A 17,111-nucleotide genomic window follows, 5' to 3' on the forward strand; every position below is an offset into this window, starting at 1 on the left:
CAGGCGAGCGTCCCTGCGCGACATGCCCATCGCTAAAACTTCACCGTCGCCGACAGCGACACCCGCCGCGCGTCGCCGATGGCGACGTTCAAATTATTGACGGCGGAGGGATAGTAGACGGTGTCGAACAGGTTCTTGACGTTGAACTGGTAGATCACCGGCGTGTTCTGGTGTTTCGTCTCATACGTCGCGAAAATATCGGCGACCACATAAGACGGCAGGAAGAAAGTGTTGATGGAATCGCCGGGGCGGTCCCCAACATAGCGCGCCGCCGCCGAGGCGGAGCTGACCCGGTAGGGCTGTGCCGAAGTCATAGACCAGATAGAGCGAGGTGGTGTTCAAGGCGACGTTTTGCAGCTTCTTGCCGAGCAACGTCAAATCCTCGGATGCCGTCACGCGGGCGTCGGTGTAGCCATAACTGCCGATCAAGGCCCAGCTGTCGGTGAGCCTGCCGGTGACATCCAACTCGACTCCGCGCGAGTGCGCACGGCCCACGGTGTGGAGTTCCACCACGCCGGCGCTGTTCGTCTTCGTCGTCTGCACGTTCTTCTTGTCGAGATCGTAGAGCGCCAGCGTTCCGGAGATACGCTTGTTCAAATCGAACTTCACGCCGGTCTCGTATGACACGCCTTCTTCCGGCGCGACATTGGAGCCGATCGTGACGCCGATCGGCGCAATGGTCGAATTCGGCTTCAGCGATTCGGTGTAGCTCGCATAGAGAGAGATCTGGTCGGTCAGCTTGAAAATGGCGCCGCTAAGCGGGAGCACCTTGTCCTGAGATACATTGGTGTTGGTGACGAACGGCTTCCCGCGCCCGGCGATCTGGTCGTAATCCATGTACCGCACGCCGCCGACCAACGCGAACCGCTCTGTCAGATGCAGCGTGTCTTGGACGAACATCGACCATTGGCCGAGCTTGTCGGTCTGCGCACTGTCTGGATTGGACACCGTCGTTCCCGGTCCGATCAGACCGTAAACGGGATTGTAGACATTGAAGGCGGGAGTTGCCTGCCGGATCAGATTGTCCCGGTAGATCGTGCGATACTGGCCGTCGCCACCGAACACCACATCATTGCGCATGTCGCCGAGCCAAAAGCCGCCGGACATGTAGGACGTTCCGTAGCTGGCGTTGCTGAGCGAGCCCCGTGTGCCGTCGTTGCTGCGGGTCTCGGCGCCCGTCGTGAAGTTGAGCGTGGAGATGCGGAGCTGGTTGGCGCTGAAGGTTTCCGTGTTGTAGCTGTAGCCGGCGTAGAGCTTCCAGTCCTGATTGAAGCGGTGCTCGACCGACGCCTGGATTAGGTCCGACGTACCCCATGTGTTATTGAATGGCTCGTCGAGCCGGCGCGTCGTGGGCACCGCCAGCGGCGCCTTCGTCACCGGATTGAACGCCGTGCCGCGATCGAACGGATAGATGAACTCGCGATGCTCGTAGTTGAGCTGCACCGTGGTGTCCTGACCGTACCAGGCCAGCGACGGCGCAACCAGCATCTCGCGATGCCGGCCGAAATTACGCCAGTAATCCTCGCTGACGCCGTAGCCGATGAAGCGATAGGCGAGGCCCTGGTCACCAATCGGACCGGTGATGTCGAGCAAGCCGTCAGCGCCAGTTCTCGAGGCATTGAAGGCCGAGCCGAGCAGCGTGACCGAGCCATGCTGGTACAGCTCCGGCCGCTTGCTGATAGTGTTGACGATGCCCCCGGGGTCCATGATGCCGTAGAGCAGCGAGGCCGGTCCCTTCAGCACTTCGACGCTCTGGACTGCGGGATTGAAGCTGCGCCCCTGCACCAGCGGCATGCCGTTGCGCATGATCGAGCCGTCGCGGTTGTCGCCGAAGCCGCGGCGGATCACTGCGTCCTGGCTGCCGGCGAGCGTGTTGGTCTGGGTGATGCCGGAAACGTTGATCAGCGCGTCGTCGATGTTGCGCGGGAGCTGGTCCTTCAACACCTGCGCGGGCACGATGTTGACGGCCTGCGAGGTGTCGAGCGGCGAGGCGCCGCTGCGCAACGTGGTTGCGCTCGGCATCGCGCGGTAGCCGAGCTTTGCGGCTTGTTGCGCGGCGGCTTCCGCGGCGGCGCGTTCCGAGAGCGTCGGCGCTGCGGGGGCTGGATTGCGATTGCGCTGGCGCGCTGCGGCTTGCGTACGGCGTGGAGACTGCTCCGATGCACGCGCCGCTTTCGGCCGCGGTGCCGGCGCCTCCACCGTCACCGGCGGCAGTGCGGATTGGGCCTGCGCGGTCGCCGAGCTGGAGGGACATTCAGCGAGCAGCACGGCCGCGCCGATGAGAAGACCCGCGCGGCTATCGCCGGCAAGCGTTCGACGGCCGCTGACGCGCTGGCCGTCCAGATAGACACGCACTTTCGATTCACTTCCAGGTCAGACGCAGAAGCTGGCGCGTCTAACAGTCGTGCTACGCGAAGAGAACCGTAGGCGGCCTTGAATCGCTCTAGTGTTGAACGGTTCTAGATTCCGATCGCGCTATTCGGCAATCCTCGATTGATTGCGCAGCGAGCGCGACACGCAGCGCGCGAATTCACAGCACCTGTGGCGGTTTTGCGCGATCTCACGCGATGGCGGGCACCATCAATTCGTCGAGCTTCCGCTTGAGCGCGGTGCCGTCGGACAAGGCCCGGAGCGGCGGCCGCACGCGCAGCCAGCTCGCATCGCCCGTCTGTGCCGCGAGGATGGCTTTCAGCGTCGTGAGGAAGGATGGCGATTTCACCACGATGTCCACGGCAGCCTGCATTCGTGCTTCGACATCCTTGCCGTCGATCATTGCCTTGACCAGCTCCGGCGCGATGTTGGCCATGCCGCAGATGGTGCCGGCACCGCCGGCGGCGATCGCGCGGGTGATGTCAACCTCGTTGCCGACAGTGATGGCGAGCTCGGGCGCGGCGGCGCGGAACGCCTGGAACTGCTTGAAGTCGCCGCTGGAGTCTTTCAGGCCTGCAACGACCTTGCCGTAGCGCTTGCGCAAATTCGCGGCGACGCTCGTCGGGATCGCGACACCCGAGATCTGCGGGATATGATAGAGGTAGGCACGCAGGCGATCGTCGGTGACGCCGTCGAGGATCGCCGCAAACGCATCCTCGATGCCTTCAGGGGTGACGCTGCGGTCGAAGTAAGGCGGCAGATACAGCACGTGTCGCAGGCCGAGGCCGAGCACGGCACGCGTCAATGCGATGCTGTCGCTGATCGCGGGGAAGCCGCCGCCGATTCCAATTCGGTCCGGCGCAACGCCGGCCTCGAGCACGGCCTCGATGGTCGCGACGCGTTCGGTGACATTGAAGGAGGTGCCCTCGCCGGTGGTGCCGAACAGCACGACACCGTCGACGCCCTTGCCGAAGAGTTGCTTGGCGTGGGCCGCGAGCTTTGCGGAGTCCACGCTGCCGTCGGCGGCAAGCGGCGTCGCCGACGCCACCCAGAACCCGCGGATCGCCTCCGTCATCACACCATCCGTTGCTGTGGCTCCGGACCAAGCCTCTGATCTCGGACGATCTGAGGAGGGCTTCCCGAAGCGTTGTTTTTACTTTACTTTTCGCGTTGTACCTTACATACAACGAAGGCGCAAATCCTTTCCGTCGTCATGGCGCGCATGACACGCAGCCAGATTCCGAGGAGGTCTCGCACATGGTGACCCCCATTGAACGGCCGACCCAGTTGCTTGGCGCCTTGCGCGACAAGCTCGGCGCGGCAGCTGTGCTTGTCGGCACCGACGTGCCCGCGCGCAATTGCAACGACTGGAGCGCGAGCCTGCCGCAAACGCCGCTCGCGGTGATCCGCCCGGTCGACGCGCAAGGGGTAGCAGACGCGATTCTGACCTGCCGGCAGGCGCAGCTGCCGTTCGTGCCGCAGGGCGGATTGACCGGGCTGTGCCGCGGCGCATCGCCTGAAGCAGGCTGGGTCGCGATCTCGCTCGAGCGCATGAGCGGCATCGAGGAGATCGATCATGCCTCGATGACGATGACCGTGAAAGCAGGCACGCCGCTTCAGACCATCCAGCAAGCGGCCGACGAAGCCGGGTTCTTCTTCCCGCTCGATCTCGGCTCGCGCGGCTCCTGCGCCATCGGCGGCAACCTCTCGACCAATGCCGGCGGCAACCGCGTGATCCGCTACGGCATGACGCGCGAACTGGTGCTCGGGCTCGAAGTGGTGCTGCCCGACGGCACCATCATCACCAGCCTCAACAAGCTGATGAAGAACAATGCCGGCTATGATCTGAAGCATCTGTTCATAGGCTCGGAGGGCACGCTCGGCATCATCACCCGCGTGGTGCTGCGGCTGTTTCCAAAACCGCGCTCGACCATGGCCGCGCTCTGCGCGCTCGAGGACTATGCCGCGGTGATTGCGCTGCTCGGCGCCGCGCGAAGCGGGCTCGGCCCGCTGCTGTCGGCGTTCGAGGTGATGTGGCCGGATTACTGGGACGTGATCACGAAACGCGCCGGCGTCAAGCCGCCGGTCGCCGCAGGCCACGGCCTCTACGTACTGGTCGAAGCGCAGGGCACCGACGAGAGCCTCGACGCGCCGCGCTTCCAAAGCTGGCTCGAAGAGCTGATGGAGCGCGGGCTGCTCGCCGACGCCGCCGTGGCGCAATCGCTGGCGCAGACGCAAAGCTTCTGGCGCGTGCGCGACATCTGCGCCGAGTTCGGCCAGGTGCTGGGGCCGCACATCTCCTACGACATCGGTCTCGCCGTGGCGCGGATGGACGAGTTCGTCACGCGCTGCAAGTCCGCGCTCGCGGATGGCATCGAGGGATGCGAGAGCGTCTATTACGGCCATATCGGCGACGGCAATCTGCATCTCGTCTCCTGGGTGACCGGCCTTGCCGTCGAGCGGCAGCCGAAGGAAGCGATGGACGCGATCATCTACGGTCTCGTGCGCGAGATGGGCGGCAGCGTCTCCGCCGAGCACGGCATTGGCACGCTGAAAAAGAAGTGGCTGGGTCATGCCCGTAGCGAGGCCGAGATCGCGCTGATGCGGACGCTGAAGGCCGCGCTCGATCCCGATCATCTGCTCAATCCCGGCAAGGTGATCTGAGAGAGCCGATGCGATCGCTGAAGCTCGATGCACCGAAATCGCTGTCGCAGCGGGTGATGCAGCGGCTGCGCCAGGCCATCATCGACGGCGAGTTCGCGCTCGGCGCCGCGATCTCCGAGGAGATGGTGGCAAACTCCTTCGGCGTCAGCCGCACCCCGGTGCGCGAGGCGATGGGCCAGCTGCAGGCGCAGGGCCTCGTCGTGATCCGGCCGCAGGTCGGCAGTTTTGTCTTTACGCCAAGCGCGGAAGACATCACCGCGCTCTGCACGTTCAGGATCGCGCTCGAACCCAAGGCCGCCGAACTCGCCTTCCGCCATGATCGCGCCGGTGCGATCACGACGATGAGCGAGGCGATCGCGGCGATGGAGCCGGCGATCGCGGCCAGGGACAACATCGCCTATGGGCGCGCCGATGCCGCGTTCCACGAGGCGCTGTTCCTCCATTGCGGCAATCGCTATCTCGCCGAATCCTATCAGCTCGCATCCAGCCGCGTCGCAGCACTGCGTACCAATTTGACTTCGCCGATCGACGTTCGCACGCGCACGTCTTTCGACGAGCATCGCAAGCTGCTCGATCTGTTCGCGCGCGGCGAGTTCGCCGGCTTCGCGACGCTGATGACCACGCACATTACCAATTCTGGCGTGGTCTACGCCAAAGCGCTGAAGGTGGATTGAGCGCTGCTACCGCGCGCCTTTGGTGCCGGGCCTGTCCAGAAAATCCAGCGCGGTGTTGATCTGTTCGAGCTGGTGCTCGATCCTGTCGCGGTCCTCGACCGTGGGCGCCTTCTCGAGCTGCTCGACGAGCTTCTGCTTTCGGAGCAGCAAGTTCTCTATGACTGTACTCACGGCTCCCCCATCCGCCAGAGGCGAACATCGAGGCGATATTAGACCCCGGACGCGAGCGCGCGCCAGCCGGGTCCGGCGCAAACCCTGCATCAGAATGTTCGCGAGGGCAGTTGGTTCCTGCGTGTGACCCGAGAATGGATCAGCTTAGGCGCGCTTAGTGGGTCGAGCCCACGCGCGCGAGTTGCACCGGTGCGACGTGGGTACGGGTGACGGAGACCGAGAACAGCGCCAGCAGCGCGCACAGCATGCAGAGCCTCATCCGCACCGTCCTGCGATCGGTGATCGGCAGGAACAGGAAAAACATCATCGCCAGGATCAGCAGCATGTCGACCACAAACATCGATCTCTCCCTTGAAACGAGGCAGAGCATGACGGGGGACAGGCTGGGCGGTATGTGGACGGCGTCACACAGCTGATGGCGGCCCTCGCGAGCGGTTAACGTGTCCGCACGCCCGGGCTGCCGCCGACGGAACCGGTTCTTTCACGTGCCCGTCGGTTGTATTCGCCGTCCCGGAGTCCTATGCGTATGCGCCATGGACATCCAGATCATCGCCGCCGAAAAACCCCTGATGGCGCAGGCGCGCCCGCGCAAGCCGGCGCCGTTCCTCCCCATGAGCCGCGCCGAAATGGATGCGCTCGGCTGGGACGCCTGCGACATCGTGCTGGTGACGGGCGATGCCTATGTCGACCATCCCAGCTTTGGCATGGCCATTATCGGCCGCCTGCTGGAGGCGCAGGGCTTTCGCGTCGGCATCATCTCGCAGCCGGACTGGCATTCGGCCGAGCCGTTCAAGGCGCTGGGCAAGCCAAAGGTCTTCTTCGGCGTCACCGGCGGCAACATGGACTCCATGGTGAACCGCTACACCGCGGACCGCCGCATACGCAGCGACGATGCCTATACCGCGGGCGGCGAAGGCGGCAAGCGGCCGGACCGCTGCACCGTCGTCTACGCCCAGCGTTGCCGCGAGGCGTTCAAGGGCGTCCCGGTCGTGCTCGGCGGCATCGAGGCGTCGCTGCGCCGGATCGCGCATTACGATTACTGGTCCGACAAGGTGCGCCGTTCGGTGCTGGCCGACGCCAAGGCAGACCTCTTGCTTTACGGCAATGCCGAGCGCGCCGTCGTCGAAGTGGCGAACCGTCTTGCCGCCGGCGAGGCACCGCGCGAGCTCGACGACATCAGGGGCGTCGCGCTGTTCCGCCGCGTGCCTGAGGACTATGTCGAGCTGCACGCCGACGATATCAACTCCGCCGACGAGGGCGCTTCGCGGACGAAAGGCTTGACCGTGATCCGGCTGCCGGCGCTGGAGCAGGTCGAGCAGGACAAGGAAGCCTATGCGCGCGCGTCACGCGTGCTGCACCGGGAGAGCAATCCCGGCAATGCGCGTCCCCTGGTGCAGCGCCATGGCGATCGCGATCTCTGGCTCAACCCGCCGCCGATCCCGCTGACCAGCGACGAGATGGACGCGGTCTACGATCTTCCCTACGCGCGCGCCCCGCATCCGTCCTACGGGGACGCGAAGATCCCGGCGTGGGACATGATCAAATTCTCGGTGACGATCATGCGCGGCTGTTTTGGCGGCTGCACCTTCTGCTCGATCACCGAGCACGAGGGCCGCATCATCCAGAACCGCTCCGAGGGCTCGATCCTGCGCGAGATCGAGAATATCCGCGACAAGACGCCCGGCTTCACCGGCGTGATCTCGGACATCGGCGGTCCCACCGCCAACATGTACCGGATGGCGTGCAAGGACCCGAAGGTCGAGGCGGCGTGCCGGCGGCCGTCCTGCGTTTTCCCCGAGATCTGCCCGAACCTCAACACCTCGCATGACGATCTGATCCGGCTCTATCGCAAGGTGCGCGAGACCAAGGGCATCAAGAAGGTGATGGTGGCCTCCGGCGTGCGCTACGACCTCGCGGTGGAAAGCCCCGAATACATCAAGGAGCTCGTCACCCATCACGTCGGCGGCTATCTGAAGATCGCGCCGGAGCATACCGAGCGCGGGCCGCTCGACAAGATGATGAAGCCCGGCATCGGCGCCTACAACCAGTTCAAGCGGATGTTCGATGCCGCGGCCGAACAGGCCGGCAAGAAATATTATCTGATCCCGTATTTCATCGCGGCGCATCCGGGCACGACCGACGAGGACATGATGAACCTCGCGCTGTGGCTGAAGAAGAACCGCTACCGCGCGGACCAGGTGCAGACCTTCCTGCCCTCGCCGATGGCGACCGCCACGGCGATGTACCACACCGGCGTCAACCCCTTACGCGGCGTGCGGCGCGGCGGCAGCGACAAGGTCGAGGCGATCAAGGGCCTGCGCCAGCGCCGCCTGCACAAGGCGTTCCTGCGCTACCACGACCCCGACAATTGGCCGGTGCTGCGTGAAGCGCTGAAGGAGATGGGCCGCGCCGATCTGATCGGCTCGCGTTCCGACCAGTTGGTCCCCGCGCACCAGCCGCCAGGCACCGGCAAGGCCGCCGGCACGCGCCGGCCGGTTCGTCCCGGCGGCAAGACGCAGCGGTTCACGACCAAGGGCCTGCGGGTGATGAAGTAGCGGACGAGCCGGACCAAGTCCGGTTCAGCCTGCGGCTTTCGTGCCCTCAAAAACAAAAACCTCGAAAACAACCCCATGCACAGTAGCCGGCATGAGCGGGATCAATGGCTTAGGGGCTTTGCGAATCCGTTGAATCCGCCGGGCGAGATAACGGAAGAATGGAAATTAGCTTTTGACGAAATATTGACTCGTCGGGCAAAACAGGCGCAAGCTGCCATTGTCGCGGCACGCGTGACAGGGCGAGCCCCAACCGCTACTCCGTATCGATATCCTCGAGATCGATATCCTCGAGCTCCACACCGCGTCCCGCGCGCAGGCTCGAAGCGACCCGTCCCCGACTGAATCCATTCAACACAGCAGGCATCGGTACGCGCCCTGATGCGCTGGGGAGCGTAGTCGTAAACCCGATTGCGGGGTAGGCGGTGTCCGCTCTGTCCGCGAAACCGGACATGGCCAGTCCGGCTTTGTGAGTCAGCTACAGGCCACAAGCGGTCCTCCTCCGTCTGCGCGCGGCAGGTCAGCTGCGGGCCAATGGCGGAAGTGACTCGACGCCAATGACCGCGTCGACGACGATGATGGTTGCGAGCTATCGGCCCGTATTTATGGGTCAATGGACTCTGTGACGTCCTTGATCGATCAGCGCCTCGGCCTTCGGCAATATGCGCGCAACAACGGCTTCGGTCCCCGCCGCGTTTGGCTTGAAGTCGCCGATCTCTCTAAGCGAAGGATCGCTTACAAACGCGTCATCAAATGCAGGGTAGAATAGTACATCGTACTCGCTGGCAAGACCGGAGAAGATTGTTGCAAAGGCACTCTTGTGTTCGTCATCCAGGTCGGTGTGAGGCGCTGCTCCGCAAAGAAGCACGGCGATCCGCCGCGCTTTTAGGTTTTCAATGATTGCCGCCAGGGACCTGCGCGTGATGATTGGCTCGACGGCAAAGAGCATATCAATCGCACCGAGTTCCAAGATCACCGCATCGGCATCCTCGGGAACCGCGTGACTCAATCTGGCAAGGCCCCTTGCTGCTGTGTCATTGCCCTTGCTTGCATCAACAACCGTGACCGACTGACCTTTGGCCTTCAATGCAAATTCAAGTCTGTCGGAGAACCTGCGCCCAACGGGCAGATAGTAGCCGGAAGCCAGAACGTCGCCGAGTACGACGATTTTGATTACCCGTTCTTCGGAATGCAGGGCTGTTGGTGGGACCCAAGTGGCAGCAGCCACTCCGGCCAAGATGATGAACTCGCGCCGTCCCATTGCCGACCCTCTGGTCAGACACGCATTCTATTCGCATGGACAGATTGGTGGAAGAGGCTGATGTCGTATTCGGGTCACAAGCGGTCCTTCACCGGCTGCGCGCGGCAGGTCAGCTACGGGCCAGGAGCAGGCATTTGGGCCAAAGCCACTCCCGAAAAGGGCGGACGATGAAGGAGGCATCGTTTGCAGCGCGCCGAAGGTGAAGCGCTTCATACGGCCCCCCTAATCGTGATAGATTGCTAACAAGAGTTTTTCAGCCGCGTTAGATAACAAGGGTGGAGGCTTTACCGATGAAATTCAATTCTCTGTCCCTGGCCCTTGATGAATTCGCCAAAAAGAGAGCTGATGCACTGATCTTGGTTGGTCGCATTCTACTTGCGTGGGTATTCGTTGGTAGCGCGTACGGAGCAATAACCAACTTCAGTGGCTCTGTCGGCTATTCTAAGTCGCTGAACCTTCCAGCACCTGAGCTGTTCACTCTGACGAATATCGCATTGGAAACATTGATATCCATTGGTTTGATATTGGGCGTCGGTACGCGCTACTGCGCGGTGCTGACCTTTGTCTTCGTGCTGGTCGCAACTGCTATTGCCCACCGCTACTGGGAGTATCCGGCCGGTGCGCAGCAAATTGGCCAGTACAATCATTTCTTGAAGAATATCTCCATCATGGGAGGCGCGATGCTAATCTTCGTCACCGGAGCAGGCCGGTTTAGTTTCTGTCGGAAACTGTAGGCCCGACATCACTTCACCTTCACCTTGAAAGATTCATCGCGCAGTCGGCGCATGCGCTTGAATAGCGGTTCTAGCGCCGTCCTGAGGATGACGAAGAGAAGCATCAGCCACGTCGCGAGCGCGGCAAACCACAGCAGGATTTCCAATGTCTCAGGCATGATGATCTCAAATGTCTCAGGCATGATGGCCTCAAAAAATATTTTGGCGGGCATCAGTTGGCGGCAGACCGCCAAACTGCCGCCGACGTTGAATTCAACTGGTCGACTTCAGGCCGCGGTATTGGCCGTTTGTCTTCAATTGCCCGGCGGGGAGTACTCCCCCCGGAGCTGGCTTGCAGTTTGACGGACCTGGGCAATTTCGTCCTGTGTCCAAAGCCTGATGAGGCTTACGTTATGAATGGCGCCGGATGCCACGACGGTGCCAGAAATTGCCGGTGCTGCAGTGGGGTCAGGCACATCGAAGATTACCAAGACGCCCGGGCCTTCGGCAGCGGTGCTATACATTGATATCAATTTTCCGCCGGCGGCTTCGATGAGGTTCTTGGCCGCTTCGTACCGATTGGTCTTGGGATTTTCCATGATGCTGTTGAGAGATTTTGGTGTGTATTGCCCTGTCATACAAAAATGCATGATGACTTCCTCCTCTCGAGGAATGTTCGAAAATTAAGGGTTTGCTTCGGGCTCAACAAAAACGGGCGGCTAAAGCCGCGTTGAGCGAAAGACCATAGACCCTGCCGTGGGCAATATACCGCTCAGAATGGACAGGCGTTCGGCACCACCCGCTGGCGGCTGGATGTTTAGCCTATATCAATTATTGCTCGTGCGGAAGAGATTCTGATGGTCATCAATTAGCGCGACCACCCGATGGGCCAGGAAGCGACATATGCAGCGCAACAAATCACATCTACATTGAGAAGCTTAGGACCTACTTCGTCGCAACGATTCTTATGCCGCCTAGTTTGCGCTGTTGAACGAGTTCGACAAATCTAATGTACGATTTATGAAATGTGTCGTGTTCAAGCGGTGTTCCGGCCTGTCGCGCTTCTTCGTGCAAGCGTTGATACATCGCGAGGCGATCCTTGAGGATTGGGCCCCATTCGTCGGTCAAGTCTGTGACCGAAAGCACCTTGAGGCCAGTGCCCTCGACCAGGCGACAATAGTCAGGAATCGAGCGGAGCGGCTGAATTGCCATCGCGTCCCACATCAGTTGCGCATCTGCGGCTGAAAGCGGTTGGTTGGCGACCCAATCGGTAAAGGCCAATCGACCGACGCCTTGAGAATACGGCTGGCTTCCATCACGGTCCTTTTCACATCAGGGACGTGACAGAATGATTCTTGGCTGACGACGGCGTCGACGCTCGCGTCACCAGTGGAACGTTCATCACGTTGCCCGATGATTCGCGCCACGTCCTGAAGGCCGACGCGCCTGGTCAGATCCTGCGCGCCTGCGACGCGCGCAGGCGTGAATTCGATACCAGTGACATTGGCTCCGTACTTATAGGCAAGATAACGCACGGTAACGCCAAGACCGGCGCAAAAGTCGGCAACGAGCGTTCCTGAGCCGATCTGAGCTGGCTGCGCCAGTTCGCCCGACAGGAATTTGGATCGAAGGAGACTGAAGCTTGGCTCTGATGCAATGGTGGAGGTCTGCAACGGGCCAAAAGCACCGGTTTGGCGCGGATGCAAACTTCTGATCTAACCCTGCAAAGCCGATATTCAGCACGATTTGAAGCAAGCGTTTAAGTGACCCAAAAGAGCGCTTCGCCCAATGGTTGTCCTCGTGGCGCGGCGGATTGCATGCAAACAGCGCGACGACGGATGAGACACTGTCATGAGATGGCCACTGGCGTATCCCAGGCGCGGTGTTTTCACCAGCCAGGGTCACAAGCGGTCATGGATCGGCTGCGCGGGCAGGTCAGCTATGGGCCATAAGCCGCGTTCTCAGAGAAGCTGACAGCGACGCTCGGCATCGCAGCCATCAGCGACGAGCCGGCAAATCTTGACTATGCGCGCTGGCCAATGGCGACGTTCTCGACATCATAATCGAACAGCCATCTGCGGAATGCGGCGGAGTTTGCAACTTCGCGATCGCGTTGTTCGAGGTCTTCATATTTCGAATCGAAACGCAGTCCGTTTTTTCGTGCCTCCGCCTGAATGACGTCAGTCCGGACACGGCGCATTTTTTCGTACTGCGGCAAGATGGCCGGCACCTCGACCGGATCTCGTCCCTCAAGAAGGACAGCCAGAGCGATGCCGTCTTCAATCGCCTGATTGCCGCCCTGCCCTAGATGCGGAAGCATGGCGTGGGCAGCGTCACCCAATAGCGCGAGCCGCCCATTGGTCCACGATTGCAGCGGCTTGCGGTCATACAAACCCCACCAAAAGCAGCTCTCCACCGCTTCCAGCAGTCTCACGACCGGCGCGTCCCATCCGATGAAGGACGACGCGAACTCGTCGCGGTCTCCAATCGCGGACCAGGATTCGGCCTTGGCGTCGGCGCTGGGGATGAAGCCGACATAGTTCAGCAGCCGGCCAGCGCGGACCGGAAATACAATAAAGTGCTTTCCGTCCCCCATCCAAACCTGATGGGCTGCCTCTCGCCATCCCGGAAGTTTGTCGCTGGCAATCAAACCGCGATAGGAGCGGACGCCGGAATATTCCGGTAGTGTCGGCTCGACCACATACTTCTGTAAGGCAGAATGTATGCCGTCTGCAGCGATCACGAGGTCGGCTTCGACGGTTTCCCCATTTGCGAATTTCAATCGCGCTGCGGCCGCGCTCTGCTCGAAGCCGATGCAGTGATACCCGGTGCGGACGGCTTCTGCCGGAATGCTTGCCGCGAGCACATTCAGCAAATCGGCTCTGTGCATGCCATACATGCCATTCCAGCCGCTGGAGTCGGTCGTGACGACAGAGCCGACCTTGGTGCCATCGGAGCGGCAGTATTGTGATGCATCGCCGATCTTGGCGCCGACGTTGGCCAGAGCTGGTCCCAGCCCCATTCGCTCGAGTTGCCGCAGCGCGTTCGGAAAGATCGACAGGCCGGCACCGATCTCGCCCAGCGCATCGGATTGCTCGAAAACCATGACGTCGATGCCCCTTCGACGCAGGGCGCATGCCGCGGAAAGACCGCCTATTCCTCCACCGACGATGGCGGCCCGAAGCTTCATTTGAACCTCCCTGTTTCCTGACGCCGACTACCTCGCGACATTTTTCAGATCGAGGACGCGGCTGATCTGCTCGATGCGCGTTCGCTGCCGTTCAATGGCCGCGGAAAACTCAGTGGGCGTGCCGCCGAGGACTTGCGCGCCGCTTGCCTCAATTCGAGAGCGGACCAAGGGATCGGCGGCCACCGCCTTCACGTCCGCGGAAATCCTGTCGCGCAACGCCGGCGGCATGTCGCGCCAGCCGAACAGACCTGCAAGACCCTCGATTTCCATTTCAGCAAAGCCGGATTCAGCGACGGTCGGCACGTCGGGCAAGCTTGGTTGGCGTTCAGGACTGGTGACGGCCAGTATCCGCGCGTTGCCGGCAAGGACAGGAGCTCTCACCGACAGCAGGGCGTGGGAAAGAATTTGGACCCGTCCCTCGCCAAAATCCGCCTGCTGGGCCGAGGCATCCCGATAAGGGATGTAGACCTGCTTGAGCCCGTGCCTCGCCAGCATTGCCGCGAAAACGAAGTGTGGCAGGCTCGGGCCCGAACTCCACGACAATTCACCCGGCTTCGCTCGGGCCAGTTCTGCCAGCTCCTGCAGCGAGCGCACCGCAAGGCGGTCGTGAACCGCGATGACCAGGTGGAACTAGCCGTCGAGGCGATCGGTAGCATGTCAAGGGACGGATCGTAGGGAAGCGAGTCCTGCAATAGCGGGCTCACGGTGACCATCGAGGCGGTCCCATAGAGAAGAGTGTGATCGTCCCTGGCGTTTGCAAACGCGCCGCCACCGACGACGGCATCGGCGCCGGGCCGGTTCTCGACCACGACGGGCTTGCCCCAGCGCCTGGTCAATCCGTCGGCATAAAAACGCGCGCTTACATCGTTCGCGGAGCCTGCGGCAAACGGTACAATGATTTTCACAGTGCGCACTGGCCAGGCGTCGTCTCCACGACAGGTGGACACAGTCGCCGAGGTGGCTCCGGCAAGAAGCATCGTGAGGCCGACGACGTTTCGAAGGTTTCGCAACCCCATTGGCTTCTCCTGACCGAGCCGTGAAGGAGAATTTCGAAAAGTGTCTTGAAAGGCCATGTTGCCACCATATGGATGGCACCGCGTTCGGAACTAGGCCGCTCCCACTAAACCATGGCCAGGGATCGCTGTCCTGAAATTATGATGAGGTTAGCCTGAAACTTCCGCTCCCCACGGAGCGGCTTGCGGTAAGATTAGATGTGAAGCTGATTTTCGGCCCTTGGATGCGGTCCCAAGTTGGGGGCGTGCTCCTACCCATCTGACGTCTCGCGAAACCCTGAAGCGAGGCTGTTGGCCAACGGCACCATCGTCCGCGTCGTGGCCCCGACGAAGCTGAGTGCCGCGCCGGGCCTTGGACGTTCTCGCCAATTCTGAAAGCTTGGCGGCTGGAAAGATCGGGAGGGCGCGCCCCTGACAAGCAGAAACTCAGGATTTGACCAGTGTACCTTGTGCAATGCTTCACCGCCTGGGGTTCTCGCGGCGAGTGCCTGCTTGCAGGAATAGCGGGTGAGCACGAGGTATGTTGATCGAAATCATTGATTGGTCCGAAGATCGGGTCACTTGCCCCCTAGTTCGGCGCACCCTCTGACAGCAGACATTCTCAAAGGTCGTCGGCAGGTCTGCAAAGGGCCAAAACCGGACTCACGGTGTCAGACACATGTGTCGCGCGTAGTCTATTGCTGCGATCTGCTTTCAAGCAGCCGGTCGCGGACGTCCTCCGATACAAAACGCTCCGCCCGCTGCCATGCCTCGTCGTTGTCGCCGCGGAACTGAAAGTATTTCCTAAACACGATGCGCTGAGATTTTGCATCGATAGCAACAGTCTGCGCAAACTGCACCAGCGTGCTCATCTTATGGAAGCCGCCGATGATCAGGATCTGCGCGCCGGCCTGTGACGCAGCGCGCAGCCGATCGCGCAACATTGGTCCATCGGTCGGGCAATTTGAAGCGCAGGAGGACGGCACAAGTTTAAAACGGTGGTCCGCCGTGACATCGTCCCGCAGCGCGGTCATGAATGCCCGCAATCGCTTTTCATGTACGGCCGTCTGATCGGTGGGCTCGTTCGACGTGTCTCTATACTTGAAATCGTCGACGGAGACAGCCAAAGCGTGGCTGGCGGTCTCGGCGGATGCATCTGCGATGAGGCTGGTTCCCAGGAGCAGACCGGCTGTGGTAACAGCGTGCAGGATTGAGCTGTGGCGCATCGTGATGACTCGATCTCCTCGGCTAAGCCCATCTTAGAAGATCGATTCTTTCCGTCTCCTGTCGAAGAAATTAATCCTTGGTAACGCTACGCGGCCGCCCATCGCAGCGCAGCGCTAACGTCTGCAGTGAGTCACAAGCGGTCCTCAGCCGCATGCACACGGCGGGTCGGCTGAGGGCCAAAAGGCGATCATGCGGGATATTACTCTATCAAGAGCAGCCCCCGCTTCTCGTCTCCGTCGAAGGTATTAACAGCGTCGAACAGCCGCTTCCGCTCGACGAGCCAGGGCTGGAAATCGAGATTGACATCGAGCACGAAAACGAGGTCCTCGGCTTCCAAATAGCCCCCGATTGGCGAATGGTGGCCACTCCCAGCACCGAAAATTTGAGCGCGATCGAAATTCACGATGTAGCGTCGCCCCGGATCGTTGGAGCGACGGAGATGCTCCAGAAACAGGGTCTCGCTGAGTTCACGCAAGACTGTAACTTTCCGGCTGGTGTGGGACTGGGCGACTTTGGCCAGCTCGTCGAGCGTGAGACCCATGATGCATACGCCTGTCCAGCAGTTCCACGTGCGGGCCAACACCTTGCCCTCCGTCCTCGCCGCCTCGCCAAGAGACCGGTACGTATTCGCAACAGCGGCAGGTCCGCAGCGAGAGCCATTTGATTGCCAATCAACATGTCTTTGGAATGTGGCTGCCACGGGCAGGTGCCACGCACGCTCTATGAGTTCAGGCGTACGTGTTACCGATGAAGCTATGGCTTCTGATGGAACGTGCGATCGGCTGACCACCAGGGCCCCGGCCCACACCAGACCCACGGCGAGAACCATGCTGCTGATGCTGACGCGGTGCCATCGCTTCATCGGTCAAAACCTTTGGCGGCAACGACGACATCGGCCGGCAAAATGATATTCAGTAGCCTACCGGCAGGAAGAAATTTCATGTGCGCATCCGTTCGGGCTGAAAATGCGACCGCATCTCGACGGGGCCGACCAAGTCTTCAGGAAAAGCGACAGCCAATCGGACCCTTTTCCGCGACATCGCCGACACGTTTCAGCGTCGCGATCCAGATGCTAGATTTCCGACCCTACCCCGAATAGGAGGACGACATGCCCGATAGCGTCTACAAGGTCATTGAGCTGGTCGGCACCAGCACCGACTCGTGGGAGAAGGCGGCTGCCAATGCGGTCGAGCAAGCCGCTAAATCCCTCCGGGATCTTCGCATTGCAGAGGTGGTCAAGCTCGATATGCAACTGGACGACAAGGGAAAAGTCGAGGCCTATCGCACCAAGCTCAAC

General features: G+C 61.3%; 17 protein-coding genes and 2 pseudogenes. 5 read left to right on the top strand and 14 right to left on the bottom strand.

Translation table 11 applies throughout. The features are described 5' to 3' along the window. Positions 1-32: 32 nt before the first annotated feature. Together GWG67_RS34560 and GWG67_RS34565 are read right to left on the bottom strand one after the other, a co-directional pair. A pseudogene (locus tag GWG67_RS34560) lies at positions 33-2,355 on the bottom strand (TonB-dependent siderophore receptor). Between the two features lie 205 nt (positions 2,356-2,560). Continuing rightward, a complete protein-coding gene (locus tag GWG67_RS34565; RefSeq protein ID WP_275174066.1) occupies positions 2,561-3,445 on the bottom strand; it encodes a dihydrodipicolinate synthase family protein in 885 nt (294 codons plus the stop codon). Between the two features lie 182 nt (positions 3,446-3,627). Between GWG67_RS34565 and GWG67_RS34570 the strand changes: the two genes are divergently transcribed. Together GWG67_RS34570 and GWG67_RS34575 are read left to right on the top strand one after the other, a co-directional pair. Next, entirely contained in the window at positions 3,628-5,034 is a 1,407-nt protein-coding gene (locus GWG67_RS34570; RefSeq protein ID WP_275174068.1) for an FAD-binding oxidoreductase, read from the top strand. 8 nt (positions 5,035-5,042) lie between these two features. After that, positions 5,043-5,708, top strand: coding sequence for a GntR family transcriptional regulator (locus tag GWG67_RS34575; RefSeq protein ID WP_275174070.1), 666 nt, complete (start codon positions 5,043-5,045; stop codon positions 5,706-5,708). A 6-nt stretch (positions 5,709-5,714) separates the two neighbouring features. Here GWG67_RS34575 and GWG67_RS34580 read toward each other — a convergent pair whose 3' ends face one another. Both GWG67_RS34580 and GWG67_RS34585 read right to left on the bottom strand, forming a co-directional pair. Next, entirely contained in the window at positions 5,715-5,879 is a 165-nt protein-coding gene (locus GWG67_RS34580; protein ID WP_275174072.1) for a hypothetical protein, read from the bottom strand. 154 nt (positions 5,880-6,033) lie between these two features. Then, positions 6,034-6,219, bottom strand: coding sequence for a hypothetical protein (locus tag GWG67_RS34585; protein ID WP_275174073.1), 186 nt, complete (start codon positions 6,217-6,219; stop codon positions 6,034-6,036). 193 nt (positions 6,220-6,412) lie between these two features. On the opposite strand from GWG67_RS34585, the gene GWG67_RS34590 reads away from it, so the two are divergent. Further along, positions 6,413-8,434 carry a YgiQ family radical SAM protein gene (locus GWG67_RS34590; protein WP_275174075.1) on the top strand — a complete coding sequence of 674 codons (2,022 nt, stop codon included), beginning with the start codon at positions 6,413-6,415 and terminating at the stop codon, positions 8,432-8,434. A gap of 607 nt (positions 8,435-9,041) precedes the next feature. Here the strand turns inward: GWG67_RS34590 and GWG67_RS34595 are convergent. Further along, the gene (locus tag GWG67_RS34595; protein ID WP_275174077.1) at positions 9,042-9,692 is read right to left on the bottom strand and encodes a GDSL-type esterase/lipase family protein; all 651 of its coding nucleotides are present in this window, start codon (positions 9,690-9,692) and stop codon (positions 9,042-9,044) included. Positions 9,693-9,982: 290 nt separating this feature from the next. On the opposite strand from GWG67_RS34595, the gene GWG67_RS34600 reads away from it, so the two are divergent. Continuing rightward, positions 9,983-10,426, top strand: a complete 444-nt coding sequence (locus tag GWG67_RS34600) for a DoxX family protein (RefSeq protein WP_275174078.1) — start codon at positions 9,983-9,985, stop codon at positions 10,424-10,426. A gap of 8 nt (positions 10,427-10,434) precedes the next feature. On the opposite strand, the gene GWG67_RS34605 is transcribed toward GWG67_RS34600, so the two are convergent. The 9 genes and pseudogenes from GWG67_RS34605 to GWG67_RS34640 form a co-directional block, all read right to left on the bottom strand. Further along, the gene (locus GWG67_RS34605) at positions 10,435-10,608 is read right to left on the bottom strand and encodes a hypothetical protein (protein ID WP_275174080.1); all 174 of its coding nucleotides are present in this window, start codon (positions 10,606-10,608) and stop codon (positions 10,435-10,437) included. Between the two features lie 111 nt (positions 10,609-10,719). Further along, entirely contained in the window at positions 10,720-11,055 is a 336-nt protein-coding gene (locus tag GWG67_RS34610; protein ID WP_275174082.1) for a GYD domain-containing protein, read from the bottom strand. A 295-nt stretch (positions 11,056-11,350) separates the two neighbouring features. Further along, positions 11,351-11,629: a hypothetical protein gene (locus GWG67_RS34615; RefSeq protein ID WP_275174084.1), complete on the bottom strand. Its 279-nt coding sequence runs from the start codon at positions 11,627-11,629 to the stop codon at positions 11,351-11,353. Next, positions 11,629-12,111, bottom strand: a complete 483-nt coding sequence (locus GWG67_RS34620) for a cyclopropane-fatty-acyl-phospholipid synthase family protein (protein ID WP_275174085.1) — start codon at positions 12,109-12,111, stop codon at positions 11,629-11,631. The genes GWG67_RS34615 and GWG67_RS34620 overlap by 1 nt, the downstream gene beginning before the upstream one ends. 317 nt (positions 12,112-12,428) lie before the next feature. Continuing rightward, positions 12,429-13,595 (bottom strand): FAD-dependent monooxygenase, encoded by a 1,167-nt coding sequence (locus tag GWG67_RS34625; protein WP_275174087.1) that lies wholly within the window; start codon positions 13,593-13,595, stop codon positions 12,429-12,431. 27 nt (positions 13,596-13,622) lie between these two features. Further along, positions 13,623-14,189, bottom strand: coding sequence for a tripartite tricarboxylate transporter substrate binding protein (locus tag GWG67_RS34630; RefSeq protein ID WP_275174088.1), 567 nt, complete (start codon positions 14,187-14,189; stop codon positions 13,623-13,625). Positions 14,190-14,281: 92 nt separating this feature from the next. After that, a pseudogene (locus GWG67_RS39150) lies at positions 14,282-14,668 on the bottom strand (hypothetical protein); the annotation flags it as partial. 614 nt (positions 14,669-15,282) lie between these two features. Next, positions 15,283-15,813 (bottom strand): DUF2380 domain-containing protein, encoded by a 531-nt coding sequence (locus GWG67_RS34635; protein WP_275174089.1) that lies wholly within the window; start codon positions 15,811-15,813, stop codon positions 15,283-15,285. Between the two features lie 200 nt (positions 15,814-16,013). Beyond that, positions 16,014-16,676, bottom strand: a complete 663-nt coding sequence (locus GWG67_RS34640) for a phytochelatin synthase family protein (RefSeq protein WP_275174091.1) — start codon at positions 16,674-16,676, stop codon at positions 16,014-16,016. Positions 16,677-16,922: 246 nt separating this feature from the next. On the opposite strand from GWG67_RS34640, the gene GWG67_RS34645 reads away from it, so the two are divergent. After that, positions 16,923-17,111, top strand: a 189-nt coding sequence (locus tag GWG67_RS34645) for a dodecin family protein (RefSeq protein WP_275174092.1), incomplete at its 3' end; no start/stop codon positions are given.

It is taken from the genome of Bradyrhizobium sp. CSS354 (assembly GCF_029051725.1).
In the GTDB taxonomy this organism is placed as follows: domain Bacteria; phylum Pseudomonadota; class Alphaproteobacteria; order Rhizobiales; family Xanthobacteraceae; genus Bradyrhizobium.